Origin of the sequence: Clostridium sp. (assembly GCF_022482905.1) — a bacterium.
Classification (GTDB): Bacteria; Bacillota; Clostridia; order Clostridiales; family Clostridiaceae; genus Clostridium_B.
Window position 1 is genome coordinate 693,073 of sequence record NZ_JAKVOI010000001.1, and the last position, 22,853, is coordinate 715,925.

Here is a 22,853-nt window from a genome sequence, read left to right on the forward strand (position 1 = left end):
TTATGGAAGCAGATCTTATTGTGAGAGGGAAAATATTTACGGCAGACAAGTTTCTGCCATTTGCAGAGGCATTTGCAGTAAAGGACGGTAAAATAATATTTGTCGGAAAGCAAAATGAAGTTTCAAGATATTTTGGACATGATACCAAAGTTGTTGACAGCAGGGAAGGAATTGTCATACCAGGAATGACTGACGGTCACGCACATGTTACAAGCACTGCCGATATTGTATTTGGAGTAAACCTTCATGAAGTAGAAACTGCTGAAGAGTATCTGGAAAAAATAGGCCGATTTTATCAAAACAATAGAAACATCGATATAATTTTTGGACAGGGATACCAGAACGGGGCTTTTGACGAGATTGGACCTACAGCGGCCATGCTTGATAAAATTTCAGATGAAATTCCAATAGTAATGGTAAGTGAAGACGAGCATTCCTTTTGGATCAATTCCAAAGTTATGGATATGGCTGGAATAGATGAAGAAACTCCCGAGGTTGATGGTGGAATAATAGTGAGATATCCATATACTGAAAAGCCTACGGGATGGCTGAAAGAGATGGCAGGCAATCTGATACAGGATATTATGCCGGCTTATACTAAAGACAATTATAAAAAGGGTATTTTGGCATATCAGGATATGGCTCTTTCAACAGGAGTAACCAACGTATTTGAACCGATGATTGACAAGAGAAAGGATTATGATTTAAGATATGAAGCTTATGCAGAACTTGCCAGGGAAGGGAAATTGAAAATTACCTTTACAGGAGCATATGCATTGGAGCCGGATGATGATTATGAAGAAGTATTTGAAAAAGCAAAGATTCTTAAAAGTAAAATTGACTATGACAAAGTACGTCTTACAACATTGAAAATATTTGTAGATGGCGTGGTTGAAGCCCATACTGCATTCTTAAAGGAAGAATACAGTGATGCACCGGGAGATTTCGGAAGAAGCCTGTTTACTCAGTATCAACTTAATGAACTGGTAACGAGGGCCATGAAAGAAGGATATGTAGTCCATACACATGCAATAGGAGATGCAGCACTTGATTATATTTTAAATGCATATGAATATGCCCAAAATAAAACTGGAATTTCTGACAGGAGAAATGCAGTTACACATTTACAGGTAGTTAAAAAAGAACAAATAGATCGCATGAAACAGCTGAACACGGTAGCAGTAATAAATCCATACTGGCATTTTAAAAATCCGATCTATTATGGAAGTCTGGAGGTTCCATTTCTTGGACAAGAACGTGCAGACAGGGAATATCCTGCAGCTTCTTTCATAAAGAAAGGTGTTGTTACGAGCCAGGCAAGTGACTGGCCGGTTACTGTTCCCGCAGATACGATGACAAGTCTTCATCTCATGGTAAATCGTGTGGAACCTGGCAGTAAAGGAATGGAAGCACTTAATCCTGACGAGAGAATTTCTGTAGAAGAAGCACTTATGGTGCTCACAGTAAATGGAGCTTATGAAAGCAACCTTGAGACTAGAAAGGGGACAATTTCAGCTGGAAAAGATGCCGATTTTGTTGTTCTGGATAAAGACGTGCTGTCTATTGATGCTCCTGAGCTTTATAAGACAAAAATATGTCAAACATATATAAATGGAAAATTAGTATTCAATAAGGGGGAATAATTGTGAAAAAGAAAATTCTTGTTGTTTTAATGTGTTGTATCATGATTATGGGAGTTTTTTCAGGATGTAAAAATTCCGAAGCCAAAAAAAACGGATATGCGGACAAAATTTATCTGTATAATTGGTCTGAATATATGACACAGGATGTACTTGACGGCTTTGAAAAGGAATATGGAATTCAGGTTGTACAGTCAACATATGAATCAAATGATGAGATGATGGCCAAATTGACTGCAGGGAAAAAGGGAGAATATGATATTGCCGTTCCGACCAATTACTATATAAGATCGATGAAGGAAAAAGGACTTTTGGAGCCTTATGACAAAAATGCAATTACGAATCTGAAAAATATAGATCCTAGTTATAAAAATTTACAGTATGATCCTGGCAATCAGTATACAGTGCCATATATGGGAACTGTAAGTCTGTGGGTTGGGAATAAAAAAATGCTGGATAAATCAGGTATAACCATAAAAAAGATGAGTGACCTGAAAAATAATGCATTGAAGAACAATATTGTTTTGACAGATGATCCGCAGGATGATGTATGTATCGCATTGACTGGAATGGGTAAGGATCCACTGACAAATGACTTGAATACAATTAAATCCACAGCGGATTATTGGATTGATATGAAGGATTACATTAAATCAATTTCAGATGTAAGTGATGCCAGAACCATGCTTGCAAGAGGCGAAATTGCCCTGGCCAATGTATACAGTGGAGATGCACTTCAGGCCATGGAAGAGAACAAAGATCTTCAAATTGTAATGGATGATGAAAAAAAATCATTCTCTGTTGATAATTTTGTACTGCTTAAGGGAAGCAAGCATAAAAAGGAAGCAGAATTATTTATTAATTACTGTTTGAGACCGGATGTATCGGCAAAACTTACAGAAGCTTATAAATATGTGTGTATGAATAAAGCAGCAGTTTCACATTTGCCAGATAGTCTTGCGAAAAATACAGCCTGTGTATTAACGGATAAAATGAAAAAGCAGTTGTTTTATATTAATGATTTTAATCCGGAGTCTACTTCTGCAATGGTAGATGTTATGACAAAGGTAAAATCTTCAAGATAAAATTAAAAAATCGGGACTGTTACATTTGTAATAGTCCCGATTTTTTAGAAGGGAAATAATATGGATGAAAACATGAAAGCTAGGGGAATTGGATATTTACTGATTTGCAGTTTGATATGGGGAAGTTCCTTTGCAGTCGTAAAAGATTCTCTAAAATCGTTGACACCAATGTGGAATCTGGCAGCAAGGTTCATATTTGCCTCAATTTTTATGGTTTTGTTTTGTTGTAAAAGTTTAAGGGGACTTTCAAAAAGAAATATAAAAGATGGAGCAATACTAGGGAGTATCCTATTTTGTGCGATGTTTTTTCAAAGTGAAGGAATTAACAGGACAACCGCAGGGAAAAGTGCATTTATTACAAATATATATGTAATACTGATTCCATTTACAGAGTTTCTTTGGAAGGGAAAAAAATTAAGATTGAAGGATATAGTTGCTGCAGTTATCTGTATGTCGGGAATTGGGTTCATTACTTTGGACGAAGGATTGGGCATTGGTTCAGGTGATATATTGTGTCTGGTTTGTGGAGTCATTTATGCATTTTATATTATAAAAATTGATGACATCCCACAAAAAGTGTCATCAGAAGGAATCCATACGATCCAGATTATAACATGTGGTGTTTTTTCAGTTATGGCTGCTTTTTTACTGGAGCCTTTTCCAAAAAGCATAGCTGGAAAAGCTGTATTAGGAACTTTTTACTGTGGAGTATTTGAACTTGGAATAGGCTTTTTATTTCAATTGAAGGGGCAAAAAATTATTTCACCTACAATATCAGGGTTGGTTATGTCATTGGAAAGTATAACAGCATGTATTTTTTCTTATTTTATATTAGGAGAAAATGTTTCTTTTAAGATGTTTATTGGTTGTATCATGGTTTTAATTTCAATTTTGATTCCAGATCAATCGAATATTAAAAAAAGTGAAATAATATAACTCGTTTTTTTTATTTGGACTAATTCAATAAAAATGATATAATTATTACACTAAAAAGGATTTAGTATGGAGTGATAAAATGGAAAGTTGCAATTCTAAAAAAAGCAAGGTAGTATTGCTTGAATGTGCGGAATATGATGAACACAAAGTATACAGTGCCGTTAAAACCGGACTGGACCTTCTGGGAGGAATAGAAAAGTTTATAGAAAAGGATGAGAAAATTCTTTTAAAACCCAATCTTTTGAAAAAAGCACTGCCGGAACAGGCTATAACCACTCATCCTGCTGTATTTAATGCCATAGCAGAAATTTTAAGGGAAGAAGGGTACAATAGAATATATTATGGCGATTCACCTGGAAATGGCAATCCTATAAAAATATCCAATTATGCCGGAATTTCAAAAGTGGCAGAAAAATTTGGAATTGAAGAAGCTGATTTCACCCAGGGGAAAAAGGTTGATTTTACAGAGGGAAAGGTTGCAAAAGAATTTACAATAAGCAGTGGAGTCCTGGATTCCGACTGTATTATAAATATATGCAAAATGAAGACCCATGCGCTGGAACGTATTACCGGTGCTGTGAAGAATACATTCGGATGTGTATATGGCTTCAATAAGGGACTGAGTCATGCCAGATATCAAAATGCAGACCGGTTTGCAAAGATGCTCTGCGATCTGAACAAAATGCTGAAACCGCGGCTTCATATTATGGATGGAATTGTTGCTATGGAGGGAAATGGACCTTCATCAGGGACTCCTGTAAAGATGAAGGTTATTCTAATGTCCAGTGATCCTGTTGCTCTTGACAGTGTTTTCTGCAGACTTATCAATCTTGATCCTGCTTCAGTACCAACCAATGTAAATGGTGAAGAATGGAGTGTCGGCAATTGGAGGGACGATTGTATAGAAATTTTAACTCCTCAAGGAGAAAAATCAATGGATGAGGTCGTACGGGAGTACGGCAGGAAAGATTTTGACGTTTACAGAGGTGACATAAAAAAATCGGCCTTTCACAGAATAGAATGGCTTATGAAGCTTATAAGCCAGAGACCATATGTAGTTGAGAAAAAATGTATCCGCTGCGGCATATGTGTAAAAAGTTGCCCTGTTGAGGGAAAAGCCATAAGCTTGAACAAATCGAATGGAAGAGCTCCGGAATATAACTATGACAAATGTATTCGGTGTTACTGCTGTCAGGAAATGTGTCCTGAAAAGGCAATTGAAATAAAAACTCCATTATTGAGAAAAATTTTAGATAAAGTGGTGGGCTTATGATATCATATGAAGACAAAGCATTTGAGGAATTATTGGCTTGGCAGGAAAAAGTTAGAAAGGAACCTGGTCTGGCAAATGAATTTGCAAAAAATATTCAAAATAAAATGACAGGTATAATTCCGGAAAAAGTCAACGATGCAATCACTGATTCTATAAAAAGCATGGTAAAGGCAGTCATATATGGCAGCGGATATAGAGCAAAAGCTCCTCTTCAGAGGATGGATCTGAAAACCAGGGAAGATCTGGTTCGGCAAAAGATAAAATTCTACAAAAAGACCGCCGCTTTAAGCGGTGCCGGGACAGGTGGAGCTGGAATTCTGCTTGGATTGGCCGATTTTCCAATACTTTTGGGGTTGAAGATAAAATTTCTCTTTGATACGGCAGGTATTTATGGTTTCAACATGAAAAACTACAAAGAGCGTCTGTATATATTGTATATATTTCAAATAGCTTTCTCAAGTGACAAGAGAAGAATTGCGATTTATAATATTGTATCTGATTGGGAGAAGTATTCCCAATCACTTCCTGAGGATAAGGATAGTTTTGACTGGAGAACCTTTCAACAGGAATACAGGGACTATATCGATATTGCGAAAATGCTGCAGCTGGTACCTGGAATTGGAGCAGTGGTCGGCGCATATGCCAACTATAAGCTTATGGATAAACTCGGTGATACGGCTATGAATGCTTATAGACTTAGAATTTTTAAATACTAGCTCTGATATAAACAGGGCTAGTATTTTATTTTCTCTGTTTTTATATGATGTTTTTTTGTCTTTTTTTCGATGCTCCATACACCTTTTGGATTGTAATTTATTTTAACATAGGACATTACACTTGGGGCTCCCTGCTCTATGCATATAAGCTGACATTTTTTTACTATGTCCATCAATTCATCATAGTCACCTTCAATAGTTGTCTCAAAAGGGCCTACAAACATGCTTACACCTCTGGATTTAATATAGGAAATAACCTTGTCCACAATAGGAATAACATTTTCATCCTCTACATTTGGTAATACTTGAATTGCTACGCTTGCATTCATTTTAAAAATCCTCCTTTATTTATTTTGTCTATTTAGCAAAACACCTAGATTACGGGAAAGCAAATAATAATATTCTATAAAATTGATTAACTCTAGTTTATTGTATGTTGTTTGTGAAAATTTATTTAATGGAGTTTTTGATAATATCATTTGTGTCTCCTGTTCATCGAATTCGGTCAAATTTTTTATGTGATTGATATGTTTTCTATTTACAGGACAGATAATTTGACACCTTATACATCCTATTACAGAGTTGTTCCATTTCGGGTTCAACCATTCAGGAAAATCTTTTTCACTTTCATTTTGCAGTGTAATGCAATTTCCCGCATGCACTATAAATCTATTCCTCTCAAGTGCTTCCGTTGTATTTCTTTCATATGCCTAATGGAAATAACTCTTGCTTTAAAACCATAAGATTCGATTTGTTTTATAAAATTACCAACATAATTTTTCATTTATTCCTCTTTTTATTACGGCTAGTATAACTGTTTATTTTGCATAATGTGGTTACATTGTTATAATAAAATAATAGCATGCATCTATGTAACGGTCAATATTATAAATGGGGGTTACAAAAATGGAATTCTTATGTATTGATTTTATTAATAGTCAGTGGTATAAAACGCATAAAATTTTTAAAGAACCTTTAAAGGACAAAAACTGGTTCAAAAATTTTTGCGTAAAGTGAAATTTATCATTTAACTATATAAATTATGAAGAAATAATTGATACATTATTGGAAATTAGAGATTTTTTGAGCAGTGCTGCAAATGATATATGTTCGAGAAACACAATAGATTTTAGAAGATATTAATAAAATAAATGAATATCTTAAAAATTTCTCATTTTGTAAAGTATTAAAAAAGGATAAAAATAAATTGTTTTTAAGAACAATTCCAATTGGTTCTGATTTAGATTTGATTATATTTGAAATTGTTTTTTCTTTTGCTGAGTTAATAACTAAATATGACATAAAAAGAGTTAAATTTTGTAAAAATCTTGAATGCAGATGGATTTTTTATGACGAAAGCAGAAATCATACCCGAAGATGGTGTGACAATACGTGTGCAACACTTATGAAAGTTCGAAGGTTCCGAGAAAATCGGAAATATGGAAAAGGAAAAAATTCAAACGAAACTTAAATTATATTGGGAGTATACACCAGAAAATTTAATTTCCCAATTGAGGGACTATGGAAGTGGCTAAAAGCTGACATAATTAACAATACCTTTAATTAAAATTCTGATGAAATATATAGTATTATATTGATTCTATCCGCAATTATGATATAATAAAATTATCACTTATATAAAAATTATATATACTTTAACTATATCATAAAAGAAAGAAAATGTCAAGCACTCAAAATTAAAATTTTAATGGGGGAAAATAATGTATTTGCCGGAAATTTTTAATTCAATAAGCATGTCTCGATACGACAGGACAAATGAAATTATAAAATTAAACAAACAATTGAAGAAAGAAGGTATTGTACTTACTGTAAAAGATGCAAAAGAAATAATTACAGAAAGAGACAAAACTTTAAAATCTACAGGCAGGATGGAAATCAATATGGATGTTATCCACTCTATTATAAAAGAAGTTGGAAAATCACCCTATGTAAATCAAGAAAATGCTGTGGAAACTGTAAATGATATTTATGAAGTTTTTCACTATTTAAAAAATTCCACATCTGATCTTCTGTCTGATAGTGAAATTCTTGAGAGTATAATGTTTTTTTATAATGAAATTTATAGAGGATCAATTGAACTTGTAATGGGAAAGGGAGTTGAAAAGATAGTATGCAATTTTAAAAATGGCAGAGATCTTATCAACACGAAAGAGGAGGAAGATTAATATTGAAAGAATCCATTTCATTTATTCTTCAGAATTTGATAAAAAGATATACGAAAGGAAAGTGCAGTTCTTTGAAAGAGGATACTGTTTTTCATATGTTAAATTCGATTTATTATACTATTGAAGCAGGAAAGAGAGAAAAGATATATGCTGAAGCTTTATATCCATCACATTTACAAGATGAATTTGATCTCTACAATAGAGGAATTAAAGTTATTGAAAAGACTGTAGATGAATGTAAATTGCTCTATGAGGATATAAAGGAGAACAGGCTTAATGTTCCCGTTCTTATATATAATGACACAATAGATAATGCACTTCCCGAGTTTTTCAAGAATTATGATATAGTTTTTGCAGCCCAGGACACAGTTTCCAGCATGGATTATCCTCTGATCTTTGATGATATGAGTATAAAAGGCATTTTTTATATAAAACAGTATCTTGAAGAGTTGAAACTTGAAACAGATTTCTGCAGACTTTTTGGAGATTGCCTTGTTAAAAAAATACTTTTGAATTATGGGAAAAAGTACAGGGCAGATGTTTTTGAATTACCGGTTAATATATTTCAAGTGGTTTTTGACCAGTGCTTTTTTCTGACTTTATGCGGAAGTTTTGAAAAAAGGACTGCGGTATCCATAGTTGAATTTAATATGTTAGAAAAGATTCTCTCAAGTAAAAATCAAGATAAGCTTCTTAATGCTGCAGATAATGTTTTAAAAAAAATTATAGACAAATATCATATTAAAGATTCATTACTTGTGGATTATCTGAATAAGTATGGAAATTCATTTAGGATAAGATTCTCCAAAACCTGCAGCAGTGGTAATCTTTCCAGTATGGTTATTGTAGAGGAACAGGAAAGCGTAGAGAAAAAATTTATTTTTCAAGATGGAGCGAGGATGAGTAATTATGAATTCAACAAAGTTGTAGATGAAATCTCAAAATCTCAGGATGTAAAAAACAAAGTTGCCATTATACAAGAAAATGTACATTCCCTGGAAGATTATATAGACATTTTGAATTCTGAATGCTTCTTTGGAGATGAATACAGTATTGTCATGCGAAATGCTGATGACATTTATCTTGCCTTGCTTGGTGCAAATGTATTCTATGATGATCTGGAAGATGACGATTTTAAGCTTTCCTTTGAGTACTTGACAAACTACAGGGAAAGTTTTGAAGATGAATGGAAAAATTACTACGTGGATTTTTTGCTGGTACAGAAAGAGGAGAGAATAGAGAATATATCAAAAATTATTATGGATATTCACACATAAAAAGTTAGAAGACTGCATCATTTTATCGACAATATATGGATATAAAGCTAATTTGCGATAAAAATAGGCAGAAGATCAATGAATTCATAAGGAATAACTGGTTTTCAACAGATATGGTAGTTAGAGGAAAAATAATAGATATGACAACGCTGAATGGTTTTGTTATGTATGACAATGAAATAATTGTTGGGCTTGTAACCTATAAAATTGAAAATTGCGAGTGTGAAATAATATTCCTGGACAGTTTAAGAGAAAATCGTGGAATTGGAACTACTCTTTTGAAGAATGCAATTCAAGCAGCAGTGAAACAAAAATGCAGAAAATTGAATTGGAAATAAATCTGCTGGAATAGAAACTATTTTGAATGGAGAATGAAAATATGATTGACTATGGTAAAATTTTAAAAGATGACTGGATGCAAATGATATAGTTGAAAAGGGGAATTGCTGATGGAGATTAATTTTAGTTTGCTTGAAAAGGAAATTTTTAACTTGCTTGATGACAAGAGAGTAATGGTTCTTGCAACGAGTTGCAATGATCTAGTCACAGCTGGAAGCATGAGCTGTGTAATAATTAAAAATAAAATTTACTTTCAAACTGATAAAACATTTTTAAAATATAGGCAGATACTTGAAAATCCCAATGTGGCATTATGTGTAGATAATGTTCAAGTTCAAGGTGTTGCATCCATAAAGCAGCATCCTTTTTTAGGTGAAAACAGAGAATTTATTGATAAATTCAGAGAAAGGTATAGAAGTTCCTATGATAAATATTCACATATGACAAATGAAGTAGTTATAGAAGTTGAACCTACGTTTATAGTTGTTTGGAAATATGAAAATAATCAGCCTTTCAGGGAGTTTTTAGATATTAGAAATCATAAAGCATACAGAAAAAATTATGATATTACTGTTTAAATTTAGAAAAGAAGGTTAAAATTTATGTGGGAAAAATTAAAAATAAAATTATTAGAGAAAAAATTCTGTGTTTGCAGGTTAAATAAAAATGATACTGTCCCTGAATGGACAAGAAATAACGACTTTTGTTCAATAACAAGAACTTCAGAAGAGTTATCTATCGTTTGTATGCAAAATAATGTTCCCGATGATATAAAATGTGAAAAAAATTGGAGAATTTTAAAAATTGAAGGACCACTTGATTTTTCATTGGTAGGTATTTTAGCTTCAATTAGTGAAATATTGTCGCAAAGCAAAATAAGTATATTTGCAATTTCTACATATAATACAGATTATATTCTTGTCAAGGATTCAGAAATATCAAATGCTGTGAATGAACTTTCAAAGTCGGGATATGAAATTATACAGAAATATTGATAAAGGTAATACACAATAACATAAACTAGGGGTTAGTTTGATTTTAAAATTAAAAGATGTTGAAGGGAGATTTTATAAATGAAATACTATGTAGTTGATGCGTTTACCGATCGTGTTTTCAAAGGAAATCCTGCAGGGATATGTGTACTTGATAGAGCAATAGATGAAGAGTTGATGCAGAAAATTGCATATGAAAACAATCTGTCGGAAACAGCATTTGTAGTTAAAAACGGAAACAGCTATGACTTGAGGTGGTTTACACCAAAAGCTGAAATAGATTTATGTGGACATGCAACCCTTGGAACGGCGTATGTTATATCCAATTATGTTGATGTTGGAATAGATGAAATGAAATTCAATACTGTGAGTGGAGTTCTTGGAGTTAAGAGAATAAACGATCTTTATGAGATGGACCTCCATTCAAGGGAACCCAGAAAAGTTGAAATTTCCAGAGTAGAAATTGAAGATGTTTTGAAGACAAAAGTTGAAGGCATATATTTGTCCAGAGATTTATTTGTCCTGCTTCAAAATGAGCAGCAGGTAAAAAATATTTCACCGGATTTTTCTAAAATGATAAAAGTGAAGGAAGGACTTGGGGTTATTGTTACTGCGAGGGGAAATGATGTGGACTTTATATCACGATGCTTTTACCCGAAACTTGGAGTAAATGAAGATCCTGTAACAGGTTCCGCACACAGCAGCTTGATACCATTTTGGTCGAAGAAACTGGGAAAAGAAAAAATGCTGGCACAGCAAATTTCAAAACGCGGTGGAATGCTATATTGTGAAATGGCTGAAAGCAGGGTCAAAGTCAGCGGGAAAGCTGCAATATACATGGAAGGGAATATAAATATCTAGAAGGAAAAAATCCTATGGTATTTATATTTTAAGGAGGAGAGAAATTGAGCAACATAAAAGCATGCGATGGTATCCACAAAGCTGAAATAACAGACTTGGCCCGATTAACAGAAATCTATAACCAGGCAATTTTAACACAGCGCTGTACCTGCGATATACGAACTTTTACAGTGAGAGAACGTCAACTGTGGTTCAGCGAACATCAAACAGGCAGGTTCCCAATTTTTGTTTATGAAATGAAAGGGAAAGTTGTAGGTTATTCATATATTTCTCCATATCGTCCCGGTCGGAAAGCATTATGTGATGTTTGCGAAATAAGTTATTATATCGACTTTGACTACCATAGAAGAGGAATTGGAAGCCGATTGATGGAGTATACTATTCAGAAGGCCGTGGAGAAAGGTTTCGTAAATATGATAGCCATTTTATTGTCATGCAATAGTGGAAGTATTGCCCTCCTGAAAAAATTTGGGTTTTCAGAATGGGGTGCATTGCCTGAAATTGCACAGATGGACAATGCTTTGTATTCGCATCTTTATTATGGTAAGAAACTTAAAAAATAAAGGAGTTATTGAAATGGCCAATAGTAAGTATCATTATTTAGTTCAGTATATGAGAATGCTGATTGGATGTATAATAGTGGCATTGGGGTTCAATTTGTTTTTAAAACCCAATCAGATAGCTGGTGGTGGAATTGTGGGAATATCTTTGCTGACACAAAGATTATTCAATATAGAACCTGCAATTGTACAATGGAGTGGAAATATTCCAATACTTTTTTTGGGACTATTTATAATGGGTAAAAAGTTCACTGCAAGGAGTGTATTTGGATCATTGATTTTGCCGTTATGTATATTTTTTACAAGAAATATGCATTATGTAACCTTGAATCCACTTTTGGGAACTATATTTGGAGGACTGCTTTCTGGAATAGGGCTTGGACTTGTATTTAAAAGCAATGGCTCTACCGGGGGTACTTCCATAATAGCCAGCATTGTCAATAAATATACGGGAATAAGTATGGGAAATTCTCAAGGAATAATAGATGGCATTGTAGTAGTTGCTGCAGGATTTGTATTCGGTGCAGACAGGGCACTATATGCCATAATAGCATTGTTTATAACCAGCAGGTCCATTGATTTGATACAATTGGGATTTACAGCATCAAAAATGGCTTTTGTAGTTTCCGACAGAATAGAAGATATAAGAATTGCAGTATTGAAGAATTTAAATAGAGGAGTTACAAAGATTTCAGGTTTTGGAGGATATACCGAAGAAAAACGTATGATACTAATGGTTGTTATGAGTCAATCAGAATTAAATAAATTTGAGGAATTGATAAAAAGTATTGATCCAGGTGCATTTGTAATAATAAGTAACACCCATGAAGTGCTGGGACAGGGATTTAACATAAGTAGAAAAAGCAGCCCGGAAAATTAAGTTACCTTCATAATATCTCCATATCTTTTTGATAAAATCCTACTGTAATTAATACTTAAAATTGTTGGAGGTTAATAATTATGAATATGACACACTATATGTCACTGCTGATGGACAACCAGCCCTGGAATTTGATTATATTTATGGCTGTGCCTGTAATATGTGCGGAAGCTCTTACTATTACAGAATTTTTCATAATATACAATAGGGTTGAATCAGGTGGAATAAGAACCCTAAATAAAATTGTGGGAATTTTTGATGGTTTCTATTTTACAGGAATATTCATCTATTTATTTATAAATGCAGTTGTACCGCTTACAAGCGGGGGTGGATGGCACACTTGGGTTGATGTGGTTGCAGTAGGATTTTATTTAAGTGGAGTAGTCTTCCTGCTGCCAATAGCACTTATGGAATTGGGTATAATATATAGAAACAGGACCAGTGAAGAAAAACTGAAAATCCATTTTATCCTTGTAGGAGGATTTTTAATAGTTGCACATGTTGCAATGATATTTGGAATGGTAAATCCTGAAATTATAGGTACCATGCCGGGTATGCACTAATATATAGGAAATAAATGAAAAGTTAAAATAAAAGGTCATAAGCAGCTTGAACTGCCAATGGCCTTTTATTTATGTCAAAAACTTTTATTGAGGATGTTGTAGGTGTTATAATAATTATATATTTTTTGTATTTAATCTGATTACACAAGAAGATTTAAAAATGAGAAGATTTAAATGGAAGAGAGAAAAATTATGGAAAAACAATTGACTGTAGTTAATCCCAAGATACTTTTGCTGTTTGGTGTGTTTGGAGTATCATTTTCATCTATATTTATAAAATATTCAGAGGCTCCAAGTCTGGTAATAGCAACCTACCGTCTGGGCTGGACGGTTTTCATCCTGCTTCCGATAGTAGTAACAAAATTTCGAGGTGAAATCTCGAAGTTAGAAAAAAATGATGTGCTTTGGAACATACTGAGTGGATTTTTCCTTGCAATTCATTTTTCGGTATGGTTTGAGTCCCTGAAATTTACATCAGTTGCCAGTTCAACAATATTGGTAAGTACAGAGGTTATTTTTGCTGCTATTGGATTTGTAGTTATATTTAAGGGTAAAATAAATAAAAAGGGAATACTTGCAATGGCAATTACTTTTGCAGGCAGTGTTGTAATTGCCATGAATGATTGCAGCGGCGGTAAAAATGTATTGTATGGAGATTGCCTGGCATTGTTGGGGGCTGTTATGGTTGCAGTGTATACATTGATCGGGAAAAAACAGAGGGATCATATTAGTACAACTGTATATACATTTATAACCTATAGTGCATGTCTTGTGACACTTTTGTTATTCGACTTTTTCACTGATACAGCAATTTATGGATACGGAATCAAGGAAATTATTCTTGGACTTTTGCTTGGAATTTCCTGTACATTATTAGGACATAGTGTATTCAGCTGGTGTCTCAAATATTTAAGCCCTTCTTTTGTATCTTCCACTAAATTATTGGAGCCGGTATTTGCTTCTGCTTTAGCAGTTCTTATTTATGGAGAGGTTCCGGGTGTTTTGCAGATTATAGGAGGTATAGTGGTCATTGGTGGAGTGTATTTGTATTCCCAATATGAGTAAATTCTATTCAAATATTTTTATAACATTTTTCAATTCCCTGCGAATTGATATATTTTGTGGACAATGACTTTCACAGATTCCGCATTCTATACAGTTTGATGCTTTTTCTCGTTGCAAAAGAAATCGATCATAATCTTCTTTTTTGCCGAACATATTATAGTTGTTGTAAAAAGTAAAGCACCTGGGAATACAGACTCCGTTGGGGCATGGCATGCAGTATTCGCAGCCAGTGCAATTTACTTTGATTTTTTTCATAAATATGGTTTTGACTTTATCAACTATATCAAGTTCTTGTTTTGTCAATGAATTTGGACAGGCTTCATTTGCTGAATTTATATTCTCTTTAATTTGATCCATTTCATTCATGCCGCTTAAGACTACTGATACCTCGGGATGATTCCAGACCCATCTCAACGCCCATTCTGCCGGAGTCCTTTTTATATCCGATTTATTAAAAATCATTTTGGCTTTTTCAGGCAGGCTATTGACAAGATTACCTCCCCTTAAAGGTTCCATGATTGTGATTCCAAGTCCCTTTTGAGACGCATACCTTAGGCCTTCCGTCCCGGCCTGGAAATTTTCATCCAGATAATTGTATTGTATCTGACAGAAAGACCAGTTGTAATGATCTATTACTTCTTTGAAGAGATTCAATTTATCATGAAATGAAAATCCTGCATAGCTTATTTTCCCGTCTTTTAATGCTTGATCCAGAAATTCATTAATTCCGGCCTTTTTTAGTGTGGACCACACTTTGCTGTTTATATTGTGTACAAGATAAAAATCTATGTGGTCTGTTTCCAATCTTTCCAGCTGCTCATTTAAATATTTATCCATGTCCTCCCTTGTCTTTATAAGCCAGCTGGGAAGCTTGGTGGCCAGGTTTATTTTTTCCCTATAACCATCCTTTAATACTTTTGCGACGAAAGGCTCACTTTGACCTCCTTTGTTCATACCTGTGCCGTGATAAGGATACGCAGTATCTATATAATTTACTCCATGATCAATTGCATAGCGGATAAGCTCTTTTGATTTTTCTTCATCTATTTTGCTCGGGTTTCCTCCGGACAGTAGAGGAAGCCTCATACATCCAAAGCCTAGAATTGAAACCATTTCATTTGTGTTGCCGAATTTTCTATACAGCATTATATTCCTCCTTTAATTTATTCATCATGTATAATTCTAACCGGTAAATATTGCTTAAGTCAATACTATTGACAGTGTAAAAAAAGTAGTATAAAATCAAGTAAACTAATAGTTTACTTTACAACACTCAAGTAAATCAAGAGAGGTGTATATTATTGGGAATCAATGAGCGCAGGGAGAAAGAAAAGGAGATTCGCAGAAAAGATATTATTGAAGCAGCCGAGAGAATTTTTTTTGCAAAAGGATATGACAATACTACCATGGATGATGTGGCCAAAGAGGCTGAGTTCAGTAAGAGAACAGTGTATGTGTATTTTAATAGCAAAGAGCAGATTTATTTTGAAGTTATGACAAGAGGATATAAGTTATTGATTGATATGCTTCAGAAGAAATTAAAGGAAGGAGAGAAATGTAATGCAATTGGAGAAATTAAAAGGATGGCTCTTATAATATATAAATTTAGTAATGATTATCCAGAATATTTTGATGCAATTATGGAATATGAAAATGGTGAAATGGACTTTCAAAAGGGGATTCCAGACCAATCACGAGAAGAATGTTATGCTCTTGGGGAAAAAATACTGGGATATTTGACAGGAACATTGAAAAAGGGTATTTTGGAAAAATCCATCCTCAGTGATCTGGATGTTGTAAAAACAGCTCTTGTCTTGTGGGCTTGTATGCTGGGGGTATACAATACTGCAAATAAAAAGAAGAACTATATTGAAAATTATCATGGGACAAAACCTGAAGAGTTAATATCATTCGCCTTTGAGCTTATTATGAGGTCAATAAAAACTGCAAATGGAGGAATTGTCAATGGATAGAAAGAAGGTTAAAAAAATGATAACTATTATATTTTCCTGTTTTGGAATAATACTTGTTGGTGCCTTTGCTTCCTTATTTTTGGTAAGTGGAATTTTTGAAAAGCCAAAATACTTGGAGCCGTGGCAAAAGACCTATTCCCAGAAATTTGATGATCCCAGGATACGTCTTGTGGCTCATGGACTGTTATCCTCAAATGGGCATAATATGCAGCCGTGGAAAATCAGGCTGGACAAAAATAACGACAGGATATTTTATTTATATGCTGATAATGAAAGATTGACGAGTGCAGTGGACCCTCTTGCTCGGCAAATGATGATTACACAGGGAACATTCCTGGAGTATGTCAGTGTGGCAGGAGATGAGCTGGGATACAGAACTACAATAGATTTATTCCCTGAAGGCGGTTATGATGAAAAGGAATTATTGAAAAGCATGGCAAACAAACCGGTTGCAAAAATCACATTGACAAAAACAAATCCTATAAATAATTCTTTGTATAAATTCATGTTTTTACCTGATACTAACAGGCTGGCATATTTGTCCGCCAAGTTGTCCCCTGAACAAGTAGATCATTTGGAAAGAATCAATGGCAATAATGAAATGTCGGTAAAAGTTTTTCAAGATAAGAAAAATGTTGAAAAATTAAGTAATTATGTAATGAGGGGAGCAGTCATCGAAGCAGGTGTAACTGATGCAATGAAAGAATCACAAATTATATTTCGTCCCAATGAATACCAGAAAAACAAATATCGCTATGGCTTTTCTGTTGAAGGTCAGGGAACTTCTGGAATTATGAAGCACCTTGTTCAGGGGGTGGTTACTATTTTCCCGGGGATGAATACTGGAAAAGCTGCATCGGATAATTTTATCAAGTCTACCCGTGTATCTGTTGATAATACGCCCGCTTATGCAATGATTATTACAAAAGACAACAGCCGTTTGAGCCAGGTAAAAAGTGGCATGCTTTACAGCAAATTAATACTGGAAGCTCATGGAATTGGACTTGTCATGCAGCCGCTCAGTCAGGTACTAGAGGAATATCCTGAAATGAAAGAGCCATATAAAAGTATTCATCAAAGCTATGCTCCGGATGGATATACCATACAGATGCTTGTGCGCTTGGGTAAACCGTCAAAAGAAGTTCCTCAAAGCATGAGAAGGGATGTGATGGATCTTATTATAGCGAAATAAATTTTACATTGTTTTAACGCATATTGAATTTTTAAATGATACAATGATTTAAAGGGAATTCATTATGTTGGAGGTTAAGATAATGATGGTATTGATGCATGAATTTGATATGTGCATAATGCTTTTTATAAGCAAATATTTAAAAAACAAATATATGGATGTATTTATGCGGATGATGACAAAGCTGGGAAATGCGGGAGCTGTCTGGATTGCCATATCCAGTTATCTATTAATGAACAGGCAGTATAGATATGAGGGAAAAGTTGTACTGATAACCTTGATAATAAGTACAATTATTGGAGAGGGAGTGCTGAAAAATTTGATAAAACGTTCCAGACCTTTTAATGTGTCCAACAATATCAAGTTGATAATTGCAAAACCAATAACCTATTCTTTCCCTTCCGGGCATACTTTATCATCTTTTGCTGCAGCAGGAGTTCTTTCCGAATATTTTGCAGAGTATGGACTGATTTTCATGAGCCTGGCATTTTTTATATCCATTTCAAGAATATACCTATATGTTCATTATCCTACTGATATTATAGGGGGTATTATAATAGGAACGGTAGTATCAAGGGTCATTCTTGCATTCTTGTAGTATCAGGTTTAAAATGATATTACAATATTATTGATTAAGGAGAATTTTATGAAAATTGTGGCAGTGTACGGCACGGAACATCGGGGAAGTACCTATAATATTTCACGACTATTTTTGGAAGAATTAAAACCGGAAACAAGTGAAGTTATAGAATTTTTTCTTCCTAAAGATATGTCTGATTTCTGTTGTGGATGCAGCTCATGTTTCACCATAAGTGAAAAATCATGTCCCCATTACAGTCAGGTTAATCTAATAAGGGAAGCAATTGAAAAATCGGATCTCATGATTTTTGCGAGTCCCGTATATGTTTTTCATGCAAGTGGACAGATGAAAGCACTGCTCGATCATTTTGGCTTTCAATGGATGGTGCACCGTCCCAATAAAACTATGTTTTCCAAAATTGCTCTGGTTGTTTCAACGGCTGCCGGAGGGGGTATAAAATCGACCAATAAAGATATAGTGGATAGTCTGACATTTTGGGGTGTGGGCAGGATATTTACCTATGGTAAAGCAGTTGCAGCTGTAAATTGGCAGGGAGTAAGTGAAAAGAAAAAGGCCGGAATTAAAAAAGATGTAGCAAAGCTGTCTGCCAAAATTCTACGTAAATCCAATAATGTAAAACCGAGTACGAAAGTAAAAATTCTCTTTTATATAATGCGTTTTGTGCAGAAAAAATTTACTATCAATCCTGTTGATAAAGAATACTGGCAAAATCAAGGATGGCTGGGAAATAAACGTCCATGGAAATGATATGGTAAATTGATGAAGTGTTGTTATTATGGTATTATTGATTTATAGTATACAAATACATGTATAAGGTTTGGAGGATGATATTATGGGCTTTTTTTCAAGATCATCGGATAGACGGCGCTATGGAGATTATAAGAAAGGCAGCAATTATTACAAACGAGAAGGATTTTTAAGACGGCTTTTGAGTGGCTTTGCCTCATTTTCTAGGTCCTATTCTGATGATTCCACAAGAAGACGTAGAAGGTACTACAGAAGTTCACGGTCATGATTTCGTTTTTTAAGAAAAAGATATGCCCACCAGGTTCTTTTTATGGTGGGTATGTAATTGTAAAGTTTTTAGGAGAAGGACGGTTTGGAATATGTTATCTGGTTGAATTGAATGGAAGACAGTATGTACTTAAAGAAATAAAACCTAAAATAATGAAAAGGCAAGAGTACAAGATCCTGCTCGAAAAGGAGATACTTGCCTCAATAAATCATCCTTCAATTCCCAAAATATTTGATATAATAAAAAATGGTAGAACCTATGCCTATATTATGGAATATAAGAAGGGAAAAACTCTGGAAGATATGATATTTAATGATATGTATAAGTTTAACCAAAGAGAGATTTATAAAATAGGAATTGAAATAATAAATATAATGCAGTATCTTCACGAAAGGAATATTGTGCACAGGGATATAAGAATACCCAATGTAATTATAGATAAGAATAGAATAAGTCTTGTAGATTTTGGGCTTGCAAGACACGTTGATAATATAAAATATAAATTTTATGATGATTTCTCATATTTTGGGCATTTACTTCTTTATTTATACTATTCTTCTTTTGTAAAAAAGTCGAGAATAAAAAAACCCTGGTATGAAGAATTGGAATTGTCACACCGTCAGATAAATTTCCTGAAAAAATTATTTGATTTGAATGGGGGATACAAAAGTATTTATGGTATAAAGGAAGAATTCTTAAAACTGTACTCAATGAGCTAAAAACAATTATTTATTATAAATCTGTATATATGTGTTATCATTTAATATTATCAATACAGCCTGCAGTCCTCCACAGACGTCTTTGGTGCAATTTTTTATAGAAGATAATTCCACCTCAAATTTATTATCTTTCTTTACCGAATCCACTATAATACTAGTATCGTCTTTATAAAATACAGGATTGTCATAGGATAATAATCTGCTTGATTCGCCCTCTATACTTATGCTTATATTCTTGTCTTTAAAATATTCAAGGTATTGTTCCAGTTTTTTAATTATATTTTCATTCTCAACCAAAATGGTTCCTCCGCAAACATAGACATATTAATTTTATATCTATTATATCATACTTTGAATATTGACTTAAAGTATTTATTTCACTATATTTTAGTATATATTTATATTGTGATTGGGGTAGTAAAATGAAATTATTGATACATGATTTGAAAGTTAATGAGTTTGAAAAAATATTTTTTAAATTATCAGATGAAGTAAAAGTTGTTTCAAATGATGATATGATACATCACTGCATAGGATGTTTTGGATGCTGGGTAAAGACACCAGCAAAGTGTGTGATACGTGATAAGTATAGTGATATGGGAGAATATCTTTCAAAATGTAAAAATTTTATCATTATAAGCAAGTGCTGTTATGGTGGATATAGTCCATTTGTGAAAAATGTGCTGGACCGGAGTATTTCATATCTGCACCCGTATTTTGTGGTGAAGAATGGAGAAATGCATCATAGAAGGCGCTATAACAACCATATGGATATGAAGGTATGGTTTTATGGTGAAGATATAACGGAAAAAGAAAAATGTACCGCACAAAAGCTGGTGAGGGCAAACTCCATTAATCTGGCTTGCAGTGCAAATGAAGTTACATTTATTCATGACATTAATGAAATGAAAGGACAGATATTATGAAAATAGCTCTTATTAATGGAAGTCCCAAAATTGAAAATAGTGCCTCTGGTTGTATATTACAGGATTTGAGGCCACTTTTAGATTGCAGCAACAGTATAATTTCTGAATATCACTTTAACAAAGGACAATTGGCTGTTAAAGAAATGAAAAAATTAGCTGACTGTAATATTCTTGTATTTGTTTTTCCTCTATATGTAGATGGAATTCCATCTCATTTGTTAAGCTGTCTTGTTCAGCTGGAAATGTTCTTTGCATCTATAGGGGAAAAAGAAATTACAGTTTATTGCCTGGTGAATTGTGGATTTTACGAGGGCCATCAAAATAAGCTGGCAATTGAAATAATGGAGAATTGGTGCATGAAATCAGGGCTTAAATGGGGACAGGGGATTGGAATCGGGGCAGGTGGAATGCTTATATCGTTAAAAAATGTCCAAATTGGACATGGACCTAAAAAGAACCTGGAGAAAGCATTTAAGCAGCTTGCAGATAATATATTGAAATGTACTTCAGAAGAAAGTATATTTATTACAGCAAATTTTCCAAGATTTTTGTACAAACTTGCTGCTGAAATGGGGTGGAGAAGGTTAATCAGGGCAAATGGGTTAAGTACACGATATTTGTTCCTGAAAAAATAAAGCTAAATGAGTGGCAGGGGAACTACAAGATATGATACTTCAAAAAATGATTGCAGATAAAGTTGGAAAAAGTTCTTGAGTAGTGAAAAAAGGTTACTGCAGCTATAAATTAAGATTATTGTAATTTTGCTGTAATTTTTCTTGACATGTTTCCCCAAAAATCAATAGTTCTTATTTCATATTTTGATTTTAATGGAGCATTCTTGTATATAAATTCTCCCCAGGGCTGCTTTTTATTGCCGCCGTAGTTTCTTTGGACTGTGGAAGAGTAAATTTCCTCCCCGTTGCAATACAATTTGTAGCCTGCTGCATTTCTGGATATTTCCCATTGAATCAAAGTGTTGTTATTTACTTTGCCGATTTTAAACCACTTTGGTGTTTCAGGACGTCCGTCATAAATTTTATGCTGGTATATGTATGTTTTATAGGCTCTATGGAAACCGTTTTTTATATTATTCGGGCTGTAGTAGTGGCTATAGGAAAAGGTAATTATATTGTCTACAAAGGGATTTTCAATTCTCATCTGTCTTATGAATCTCTTCATGGGTGCACTGCACCAGTTATTATGATCAAAGGTTTCAACATTAGCCCAGAATAAGAGTTCCTTTGTTGATCTTACAGCTTTATTAAGATGTTTAAACCATTCTCTCAATTCTGATATATTCAGACCACCTCCTCCTATGGAATCCTGGGGACAGAAGATGTCTCCTTCTTTAAAATTGCACAGTTTGAAAAAATATCTCCAGTTGTCGGCATAAGTTTCTGGAGATGAATATTTTGAGTTCATAAAAGGTGATATCATAACGGGCAGTCTTGTATTACTTTTTCCCATATAATTCAAGTTTATATTGACAGCATTGGCCAGTATCTTAAAATCATTCCGCTTTTTAAAATTGAGATTATCAACTTCATACACCCAGTACCAGCCAAAGAAGGCATTTTTATATTTTTTATGGTATTTTTCGTATAATTCCTGAATTGCAAAATTATCCTTTCTCATTTGTTTATACAGCCAGGTGGGTTTCCTGGGTCCTATTTTCCACCACATGGTATTATAATTGATTCCAAGGAATACTTTAAATCCAGATTTTTCACAGTTTCTTAGACATATATCCACTGTATCAAGGGAACCCGTTTCAGATTCATCTTTTATTGAAGTCTTGTATACTCTTCTAATACTTTTATTCTGGACGATAAAAGTATTTATGACAATGTATTTCATTCTGACTTCCTTTAAATATGAAAGCTCCTTCTGCCACTTTGAATCATCCCAGTCCAGTACCATGTCCGGCTGAATAAATGTACCGGATGCTTGTGGAAAATGTTTATTTATTAATGCATTGAGAAATTTATTAAACATATCATGCCCTTCGGATAACCTTTCAATTAATTTATATCTTCTACAATATAAATATTACT

The 22,853-nt window shown here is 33.8% G+C and carries 28 protein-coding genes; 24 read left to right on the plus strand and 4 right to left on the minus strand.

Going from position 1 to position 22,853, the window contains the following annotated elements:
• Nucleotides 1-2: 2 nt before the first annotated feature.
• From LKE46_RS03660 to LKE46_RS03680, 5 genes are all read left to right on the plus strand, one after another.
• The gene (locus LKE46_RS03660) at nucleotides 3-1,643 is read left to right on the plus strand and encodes an amidohydrolase (RefSeq protein WP_291718521.1); all 1,641 of its coding nucleotides are present in this window, start codon (nucleotides 3-5) and stop codon (nucleotides 1,641-1,643) included.
• A 2-nt stretch (nucleotides 1,644-1,645) separates the two neighbouring features.
• Nucleotides 1,646-2,725, plus strand: a complete 1,080-nt coding sequence (locus LKE46_RS03665; protein WP_291718522.1) for a polyamine ABC transporter substrate-binding protein — start codon at nucleotides 1,646-1,648, stop codon at nucleotides 2,723-2,725.
• 60 nt (nucleotides 2,726-2,785) lie between these two features.
• Complete coding sequence (locus tag LKE46_RS03670) at nucleotides 2,786-3,661, plus strand: DMT family transporter (RefSeq protein WP_291718524.1); 876 nt, start codon at nucleotides 2,786-2,788, stop codon at nucleotides 3,659-3,661.
• Nucleotides 3,662-3,740: 79 nt separating this feature from the next.
• On the plus strand, nucleotides 3,741-4,934 hold the full coding sequence (locus tag LKE46_RS03675) for a DUF362 domain-containing protein (RefSeq protein WP_291718526.1): 1,194 nt from the start codon (nucleotides 3,741-3,743) through the stop codon (nucleotides 4,932-4,934).
• Nucleotides 4,931-5,650 (plus strand): EcsC family protein, encoded by a 720-nt coding sequence (locus LKE46_RS03680; protein WP_291718528.1) that lies wholly within the window; start codon nucleotides 4,931-4,933, stop codon nucleotides 5,648-5,650. Before LKE46_RS03675 ends, LKE46_RS03680 begins: the two co-directional genes overlap by 4 nt.
• Nucleotides 5,651-5,667: 17 nt before the next feature.
• On the opposite strand, the gene LKE46_RS03685 is transcribed toward LKE46_RS03680, so the two are convergent.
• Nucleotides 5,668-5,979, minus strand: coding sequence for a thiamine-binding protein (locus LKE46_RS03685; RefSeq protein ID WP_291718530.1), 312 nt, complete (start codon nucleotides 5,977-5,979; stop codon nucleotides 5,668-5,670).
• Between the two features lie 917 nt (nucleotides 5,980-6,896).
• Between LKE46_RS03685 and LKE46_RS17670 the strand changes: the two genes are divergently transcribed.
• The 11 genes from LKE46_RS17670 to LKE46_RS03735 all read left to right on the plus strand — a co-directional run bounded on the left by LKE46_RS17670 (nucleotide 6,897) and on the right by LKE46_RS03735 (nucleotide 14,373).
• Nucleotides 6,897-7,121 (plus strand): CGNR zinc finger domain-containing protein, encoded by a 225-nt coding sequence (locus LKE46_RS17670; RefSeq protein ID WP_363316085.1) that lies wholly within the window; start codon nucleotides 6,897-6,899, stop codon nucleotides 7,119-7,121.
• 250 nt (nucleotides 7,122-7,371) lie between these two features.
• A complete protein-coding gene (locus tag LKE46_RS03690) occupies nucleotides 7,372-7,836 on the plus strand; it encodes a DUF6323 family protein (RefSeq protein WP_291718532.1) in 465 nt (154 codons plus the stop codon).
• Between the two features lie 2 nt (nucleotides 7,837-7,838).
• Nucleotides 7,839-9,113, plus strand: coding sequence for a DUF6179 domain-containing protein (locus LKE46_RS03695; RefSeq protein WP_291718534.1), 1,275 nt, complete (start codon nucleotides 7,839-7,841; stop codon nucleotides 9,111-9,113).
• A gap of 35 nt (nucleotides 9,114-9,148) precedes the next feature.
• Nucleotides 9,149-9,451, plus strand: coding sequence for a GNAT family N-acetyltransferase (locus LKE46_RS03700; protein WP_291718536.1), 303 nt, complete (start codon nucleotides 9,149-9,151; stop codon nucleotides 9,449-9,451).
• Between the two features lie 111 nt (nucleotides 9,452-9,562).
• Nucleotides 9,563-10,030, plus strand: coding sequence for a pyridoxamine 5'-phosphate oxidase family protein (locus LKE46_RS03705; RefSeq protein ID WP_291718538.1), 468 nt, complete (start codon nucleotides 9,563-9,565; stop codon nucleotides 10,028-10,030).
• Between the two features lie 24 nt (nucleotides 10,031-10,054).
• On the plus strand, nucleotides 10,055-10,447 hold the full coding sequence (locus tag LKE46_RS03710) for an ACT domain-containing protein (protein WP_291718540.1): 393 nt from the start codon (nucleotides 10,055-10,057) through the stop codon (nucleotides 10,445-10,447).
• Nucleotides 10,448-10,525: 78 nt separating this feature from the next.
• Nucleotides 10,526-11,305: a PhzF family phenazine biosynthesis protein gene (locus LKE46_RS03715; protein WP_291718542.1), complete on the plus strand. Its 780-nt coding sequence runs from the start codon at nucleotides 10,526-10,528 to the stop codon at nucleotides 11,303-11,305.
• A 44-nt stretch (nucleotides 11,306-11,349) separates the two neighbouring features.
• On the plus strand, nucleotides 11,350-11,868 hold the full coding sequence (locus LKE46_RS03720) for a GNAT family N-acetyltransferase (RefSeq protein WP_291718544.1): 519 nt from the start codon (nucleotides 11,350-11,352) through the stop codon (nucleotides 11,866-11,868).
• Between the two features lie 13 nt (nucleotides 11,869-11,881).
• Nucleotides 11,882-12,745 carry a YitT family protein gene (locus LKE46_RS03725; RefSeq protein WP_291718546.1) on the plus strand — a complete coding sequence of 288 codons (864 nt, stop codon included), beginning with the start codon at nucleotides 11,882-11,884 and terminating at the stop codon, nucleotides 12,743-12,745.
• 80 nt (nucleotides 12,746-12,825) lie between these two features.
• Nucleotides 12,826-13,308, plus strand: coding sequence for a DUF6803 family protein (locus LKE46_RS03730; protein ID WP_291718547.1), 483 nt, complete (start codon nucleotides 12,826-12,828; stop codon nucleotides 13,306-13,308).
• A 174-nt stretch (nucleotides 13,309-13,482) separates the two neighbouring features.
• Nucleotides 13,483-14,373, plus strand: coding sequence for a DMT family transporter (locus tag LKE46_RS03735; RefSeq protein ID WP_291718549.1), 891 nt, complete (start codon nucleotides 13,483-13,485; stop codon nucleotides 14,371-14,373).
• A gap of 3 nt (nucleotides 14,374-14,376) precedes the next feature.
• On the opposite strand, the gene LKE46_RS03740 is transcribed toward LKE46_RS03735, so the two are convergent.
• The gene (locus tag LKE46_RS03740; protein ID WP_291718551.1) at nucleotides 14,377-15,519 is read right to left on the minus strand and encodes an aldo/keto reductase; all 1,143 of its coding nucleotides are present in this window, start codon (nucleotides 15,517-15,519) and stop codon (nucleotides 14,377-14,379) included.
• Between the two features lie 155 nt (nucleotides 15,520-15,674).
• Between LKE46_RS03740 and LKE46_RS03745 the strand changes: the two genes are divergently transcribed.
• The 6 genes from LKE46_RS03745 to LKE46_RS03770 all read left to right on the plus strand — a co-directional run bounded on the left by LKE46_RS03745 (nucleotide 15,675) and on the right by LKE46_RS03770 (nucleotide 19,873).
• A complete protein-coding gene (locus tag LKE46_RS03745) occupies nucleotides 15,675-16,346 on the plus strand; it encodes a TetR/AcrR family transcriptional regulator (RefSeq protein WP_291718553.1) in 672 nt (223 codons plus the stop codon).
• Nucleotides 16,339-17,538 carry an Acg family FMN-binding oxidoreductase gene (locus LKE46_RS03750; RefSeq protein ID WP_291718555.1) on the plus strand — a complete coding sequence of 400 codons (1,200 nt, stop codon included), beginning with the start codon at nucleotides 16,339-16,341 and terminating at the stop codon, nucleotides 17,536-17,538. The genes LKE46_RS03745 and LKE46_RS03750 overlap by 8 nt, the downstream gene beginning before the upstream one ends.
• Before the next feature lie 82 nt (nucleotides 17,539-17,620).
• Nucleotides 17,621-18,136 carry a phosphatase PAP2 family protein gene (locus tag LKE46_RS03755; RefSeq protein ID WP_291718558.1) on the plus strand — a complete coding sequence of 172 codons (516 nt, stop codon included), beginning with the start codon at nucleotides 17,621-17,623 and terminating at the stop codon, nucleotides 18,134-18,136.
• Between the two features lie 48 nt (nucleotides 18,137-18,184).
• Complete coding sequence (locus tag LKE46_RS03760) at nucleotides 18,185-18,886, plus strand: flavodoxin family protein (protein ID WP_291718560.1); 702 nt, start codon at nucleotides 18,185-18,187, stop codon at nucleotides 18,884-18,886.
• Nucleotides 18,887-18,971: 85 nt separating this feature from the next.
• Entirely contained in the window at nucleotides 18,972-19,154 is a 183-nt protein-coding gene (locus tag LKE46_RS03765; protein ID WP_291718562.1) for a hypothetical protein, read from the plus strand.
• Nucleotides 19,151-19,873, plus strand: coding sequence for a serine/threonine protein kinase (locus tag LKE46_RS03770; protein ID WP_291718564.1), 723 nt, complete (start codon nucleotides 19,151-19,153; stop codon nucleotides 19,871-19,873). Before LKE46_RS03765 ends, LKE46_RS03770 begins: the two co-directional genes overlap by 4 nt.
• Nucleotides 19,874-19,879: 6 nt before the next feature.
• On the opposite strand, the gene LKE46_RS03775 is transcribed toward LKE46_RS03770, so the two are convergent.
• Nucleotides 19,880-20,170 carry a hypothetical protein gene (locus LKE46_RS03775; RefSeq protein ID WP_291718566.1) on the minus strand — a complete coding sequence of 97 codons (291 nt, stop codon included), beginning with the start codon at nucleotides 20,168-20,170 and terminating at the stop codon, nucleotides 19,880-19,882.
• A 125-nt stretch (nucleotides 20,171-20,295) separates the two neighbouring features.
• On the opposite strand from LKE46_RS03775, the gene LKE46_RS03780 reads away from it, so the two are divergent.
• Together LKE46_RS03780 and LKE46_RS03785 are read left to right on the plus strand one after the other, a co-directional pair.
• Nucleotides 20,296-20,799, plus strand: coding sequence for a flavodoxin family protein (locus LKE46_RS03780; protein ID WP_291718568.1), 504 nt, complete (start codon nucleotides 20,296-20,298; stop codon nucleotides 20,797-20,799).
• Nucleotides 20,796-21,434 (plus strand): hypothetical protein, encoded by a 639-nt coding sequence (locus tag LKE46_RS03785; RefSeq protein WP_291718570.1) that lies wholly within the window; start codon nucleotides 20,796-20,798, stop codon nucleotides 21,432-21,434. Before LKE46_RS03780 ends, LKE46_RS03785 begins: the two co-directional genes overlap by 4 nt.
• A 115-nt stretch (nucleotides 21,435-21,549) precedes the next feature.
• On the opposite strand, the gene LKE46_RS03790 is transcribed toward LKE46_RS03785, so the two are convergent.
• Nucleotides 21,550-22,794, minus strand: coding sequence for a DUF4434 domain-containing protein (locus tag LKE46_RS03790; protein ID WP_291718572.1), 1,245 nt, complete (start codon nucleotides 22,792-22,794; stop codon nucleotides 21,550-21,552).
• Between the last annotated feature and the right edge of the window lie 59 nt (nucleotides 22,795-22,853).

Bases quoted from the DNA above. Each gene is read 5' to 3' on its own strand.
- LKE46_RS03660 (WP_291718521.1), top strand. From the start codon at position 3: ATGGAAGCAGATCTTATTGTGAGAGGGAAAATATTTACGGCAGACAAG.
- LKE46_RS03670 (WP_291718524.1), top strand. From the start codon at position 2,786: ATGGATGAAAACATGAAAGCTAGGGGAATTGGATATTTACTGATTTGC.
- LKE46_RS03675 (WP_291718526.1), top strand. From the start codon at position 3,741: ATGGAAAGTTGCAATTCTAAAAAAAGCAAGGTAGTATTGCTTGAATGT.
- LKE46_RS03680 (WP_291718528.1), top strand. From the start codon at position 4,931: ATGATATCATATGAAGACAAAGCATTTGAGGAATTATTGGCTTGGCAG.
- LKE46_RS03685 (WP_291718530.1), bottom strand. From the start codon at position 5,979: ATGAATGCAAGCGTAGCAATTCAAGTATTACCAAATGTAGAGGATGAA.
- LKE46_RS03690 (WP_291718532.1), top strand. From the start codon at position 7,372: ATGTATTTGCCGGAAATTTTTAATTCAATAAGCATGTCTCGATACGAC.
- LKE46_RS03700 (WP_291718536.1), top strand. From the start codon at position 9,149: ATGGATATAAAGCTAATTTGCGATAAAAATAGGCAGAAGATCAATGAA.
- LKE46_RS03705 (WP_291718538.1), top strand. From the start codon at position 9,563: ATGGAGATTAATTTTAGTTTGCTTGAAAAGGAAATTTTTAACTTGCTT.
- LKE46_RS03710 (WP_291718540.1), top strand. From the start codon at position 10,055: ATGTGGGAAAAATTAAAAATAAAATTATTAGAGAAAAAATTCTGTGTT.
- LKE46_RS03715 (WP_291718542.1), top strand. From the start codon at position 10,526: ATGAAATACTATGTAGTTGATGCGTTTACCGATCGTGTTTTCAAAGGA.
- LKE46_RS03725 (WP_291718546.1), top strand. From the start codon at position 11,882: ATGGCCAATAGTAAGTATCATTATTTAGTTCAGTATATGAGAATGCTG.
- LKE46_RS03730 (WP_291718547.1), top strand. From the start codon at position 12,826: ATGAATATGACACACTATATGTCACTGCTGATGGACAACCAGCCCTGG.
- LKE46_RS03735 (WP_291718549.1), top strand. From the start codon at position 13,483: ATGGAAGAGAGAAAAATTATGGAAAAACAATTGACTGTAGTTAATCCC.
- LKE46_RS03740 (WP_291718551.1), bottom strand. From the start codon at position 15,519: ATGCTGTATAGAAAATTCGGCAACACAAATGAAATGGTTTCAATTCTA.
- LKE46_RS03750 (WP_291718555.1), top strand. From the start codon at position 16,339: ATGGATAGAAAGAAGGTTAAAAAAATGATAACTATTATATTTTCCTGT.
- LKE46_RS03755 (WP_291718558.1), top strand. From the start codon at position 17,621: ATGATGGTATTGATGCATGAATTTGATATGTGCATAATGCTTTTTATA.
- LKE46_RS03760 (WP_291718560.1), top strand. From the start codon at position 18,185: ATGAAAATTGTGGCAGTGTACGGCACGGAACATCGGGGAAGTACCTAT.
- LKE46_RS03765 (WP_291718562.1), top strand. From the start codon at position 18,972: ATGGGCTTTTTTTCAAGATCATCGGATAGACGGCGCTATGGAGATTAT.
- LKE46_RS03770 (WP_291718564.1), top strand. From the start codon at position 19,151: ATGATTTCGTTTTTTAAGAAAAAGATATGCCCACCAGGTTCTTTTTAT.
- LKE46_RS03780 (WP_291718568.1), top strand. From the start codon at position 20,296: ATGAAATTATTGATACATGATTTGAAAGTTAATGAGTTTGAAAAAATA.
- LKE46_RS03785 (WP_291718570.1), top strand. From the start codon at position 20,796: ATGAAAATAGCTCTTATTAATGGAAGTCCCAAAATTGAAAATAGTGCC.
- LKE46_RS03790 (WP_291718572.1), bottom strand. From the start codon at position 22,794: ATGTTTAATAAATTTCTCAATGCATTAATAAATAAACATTTTCCACAA.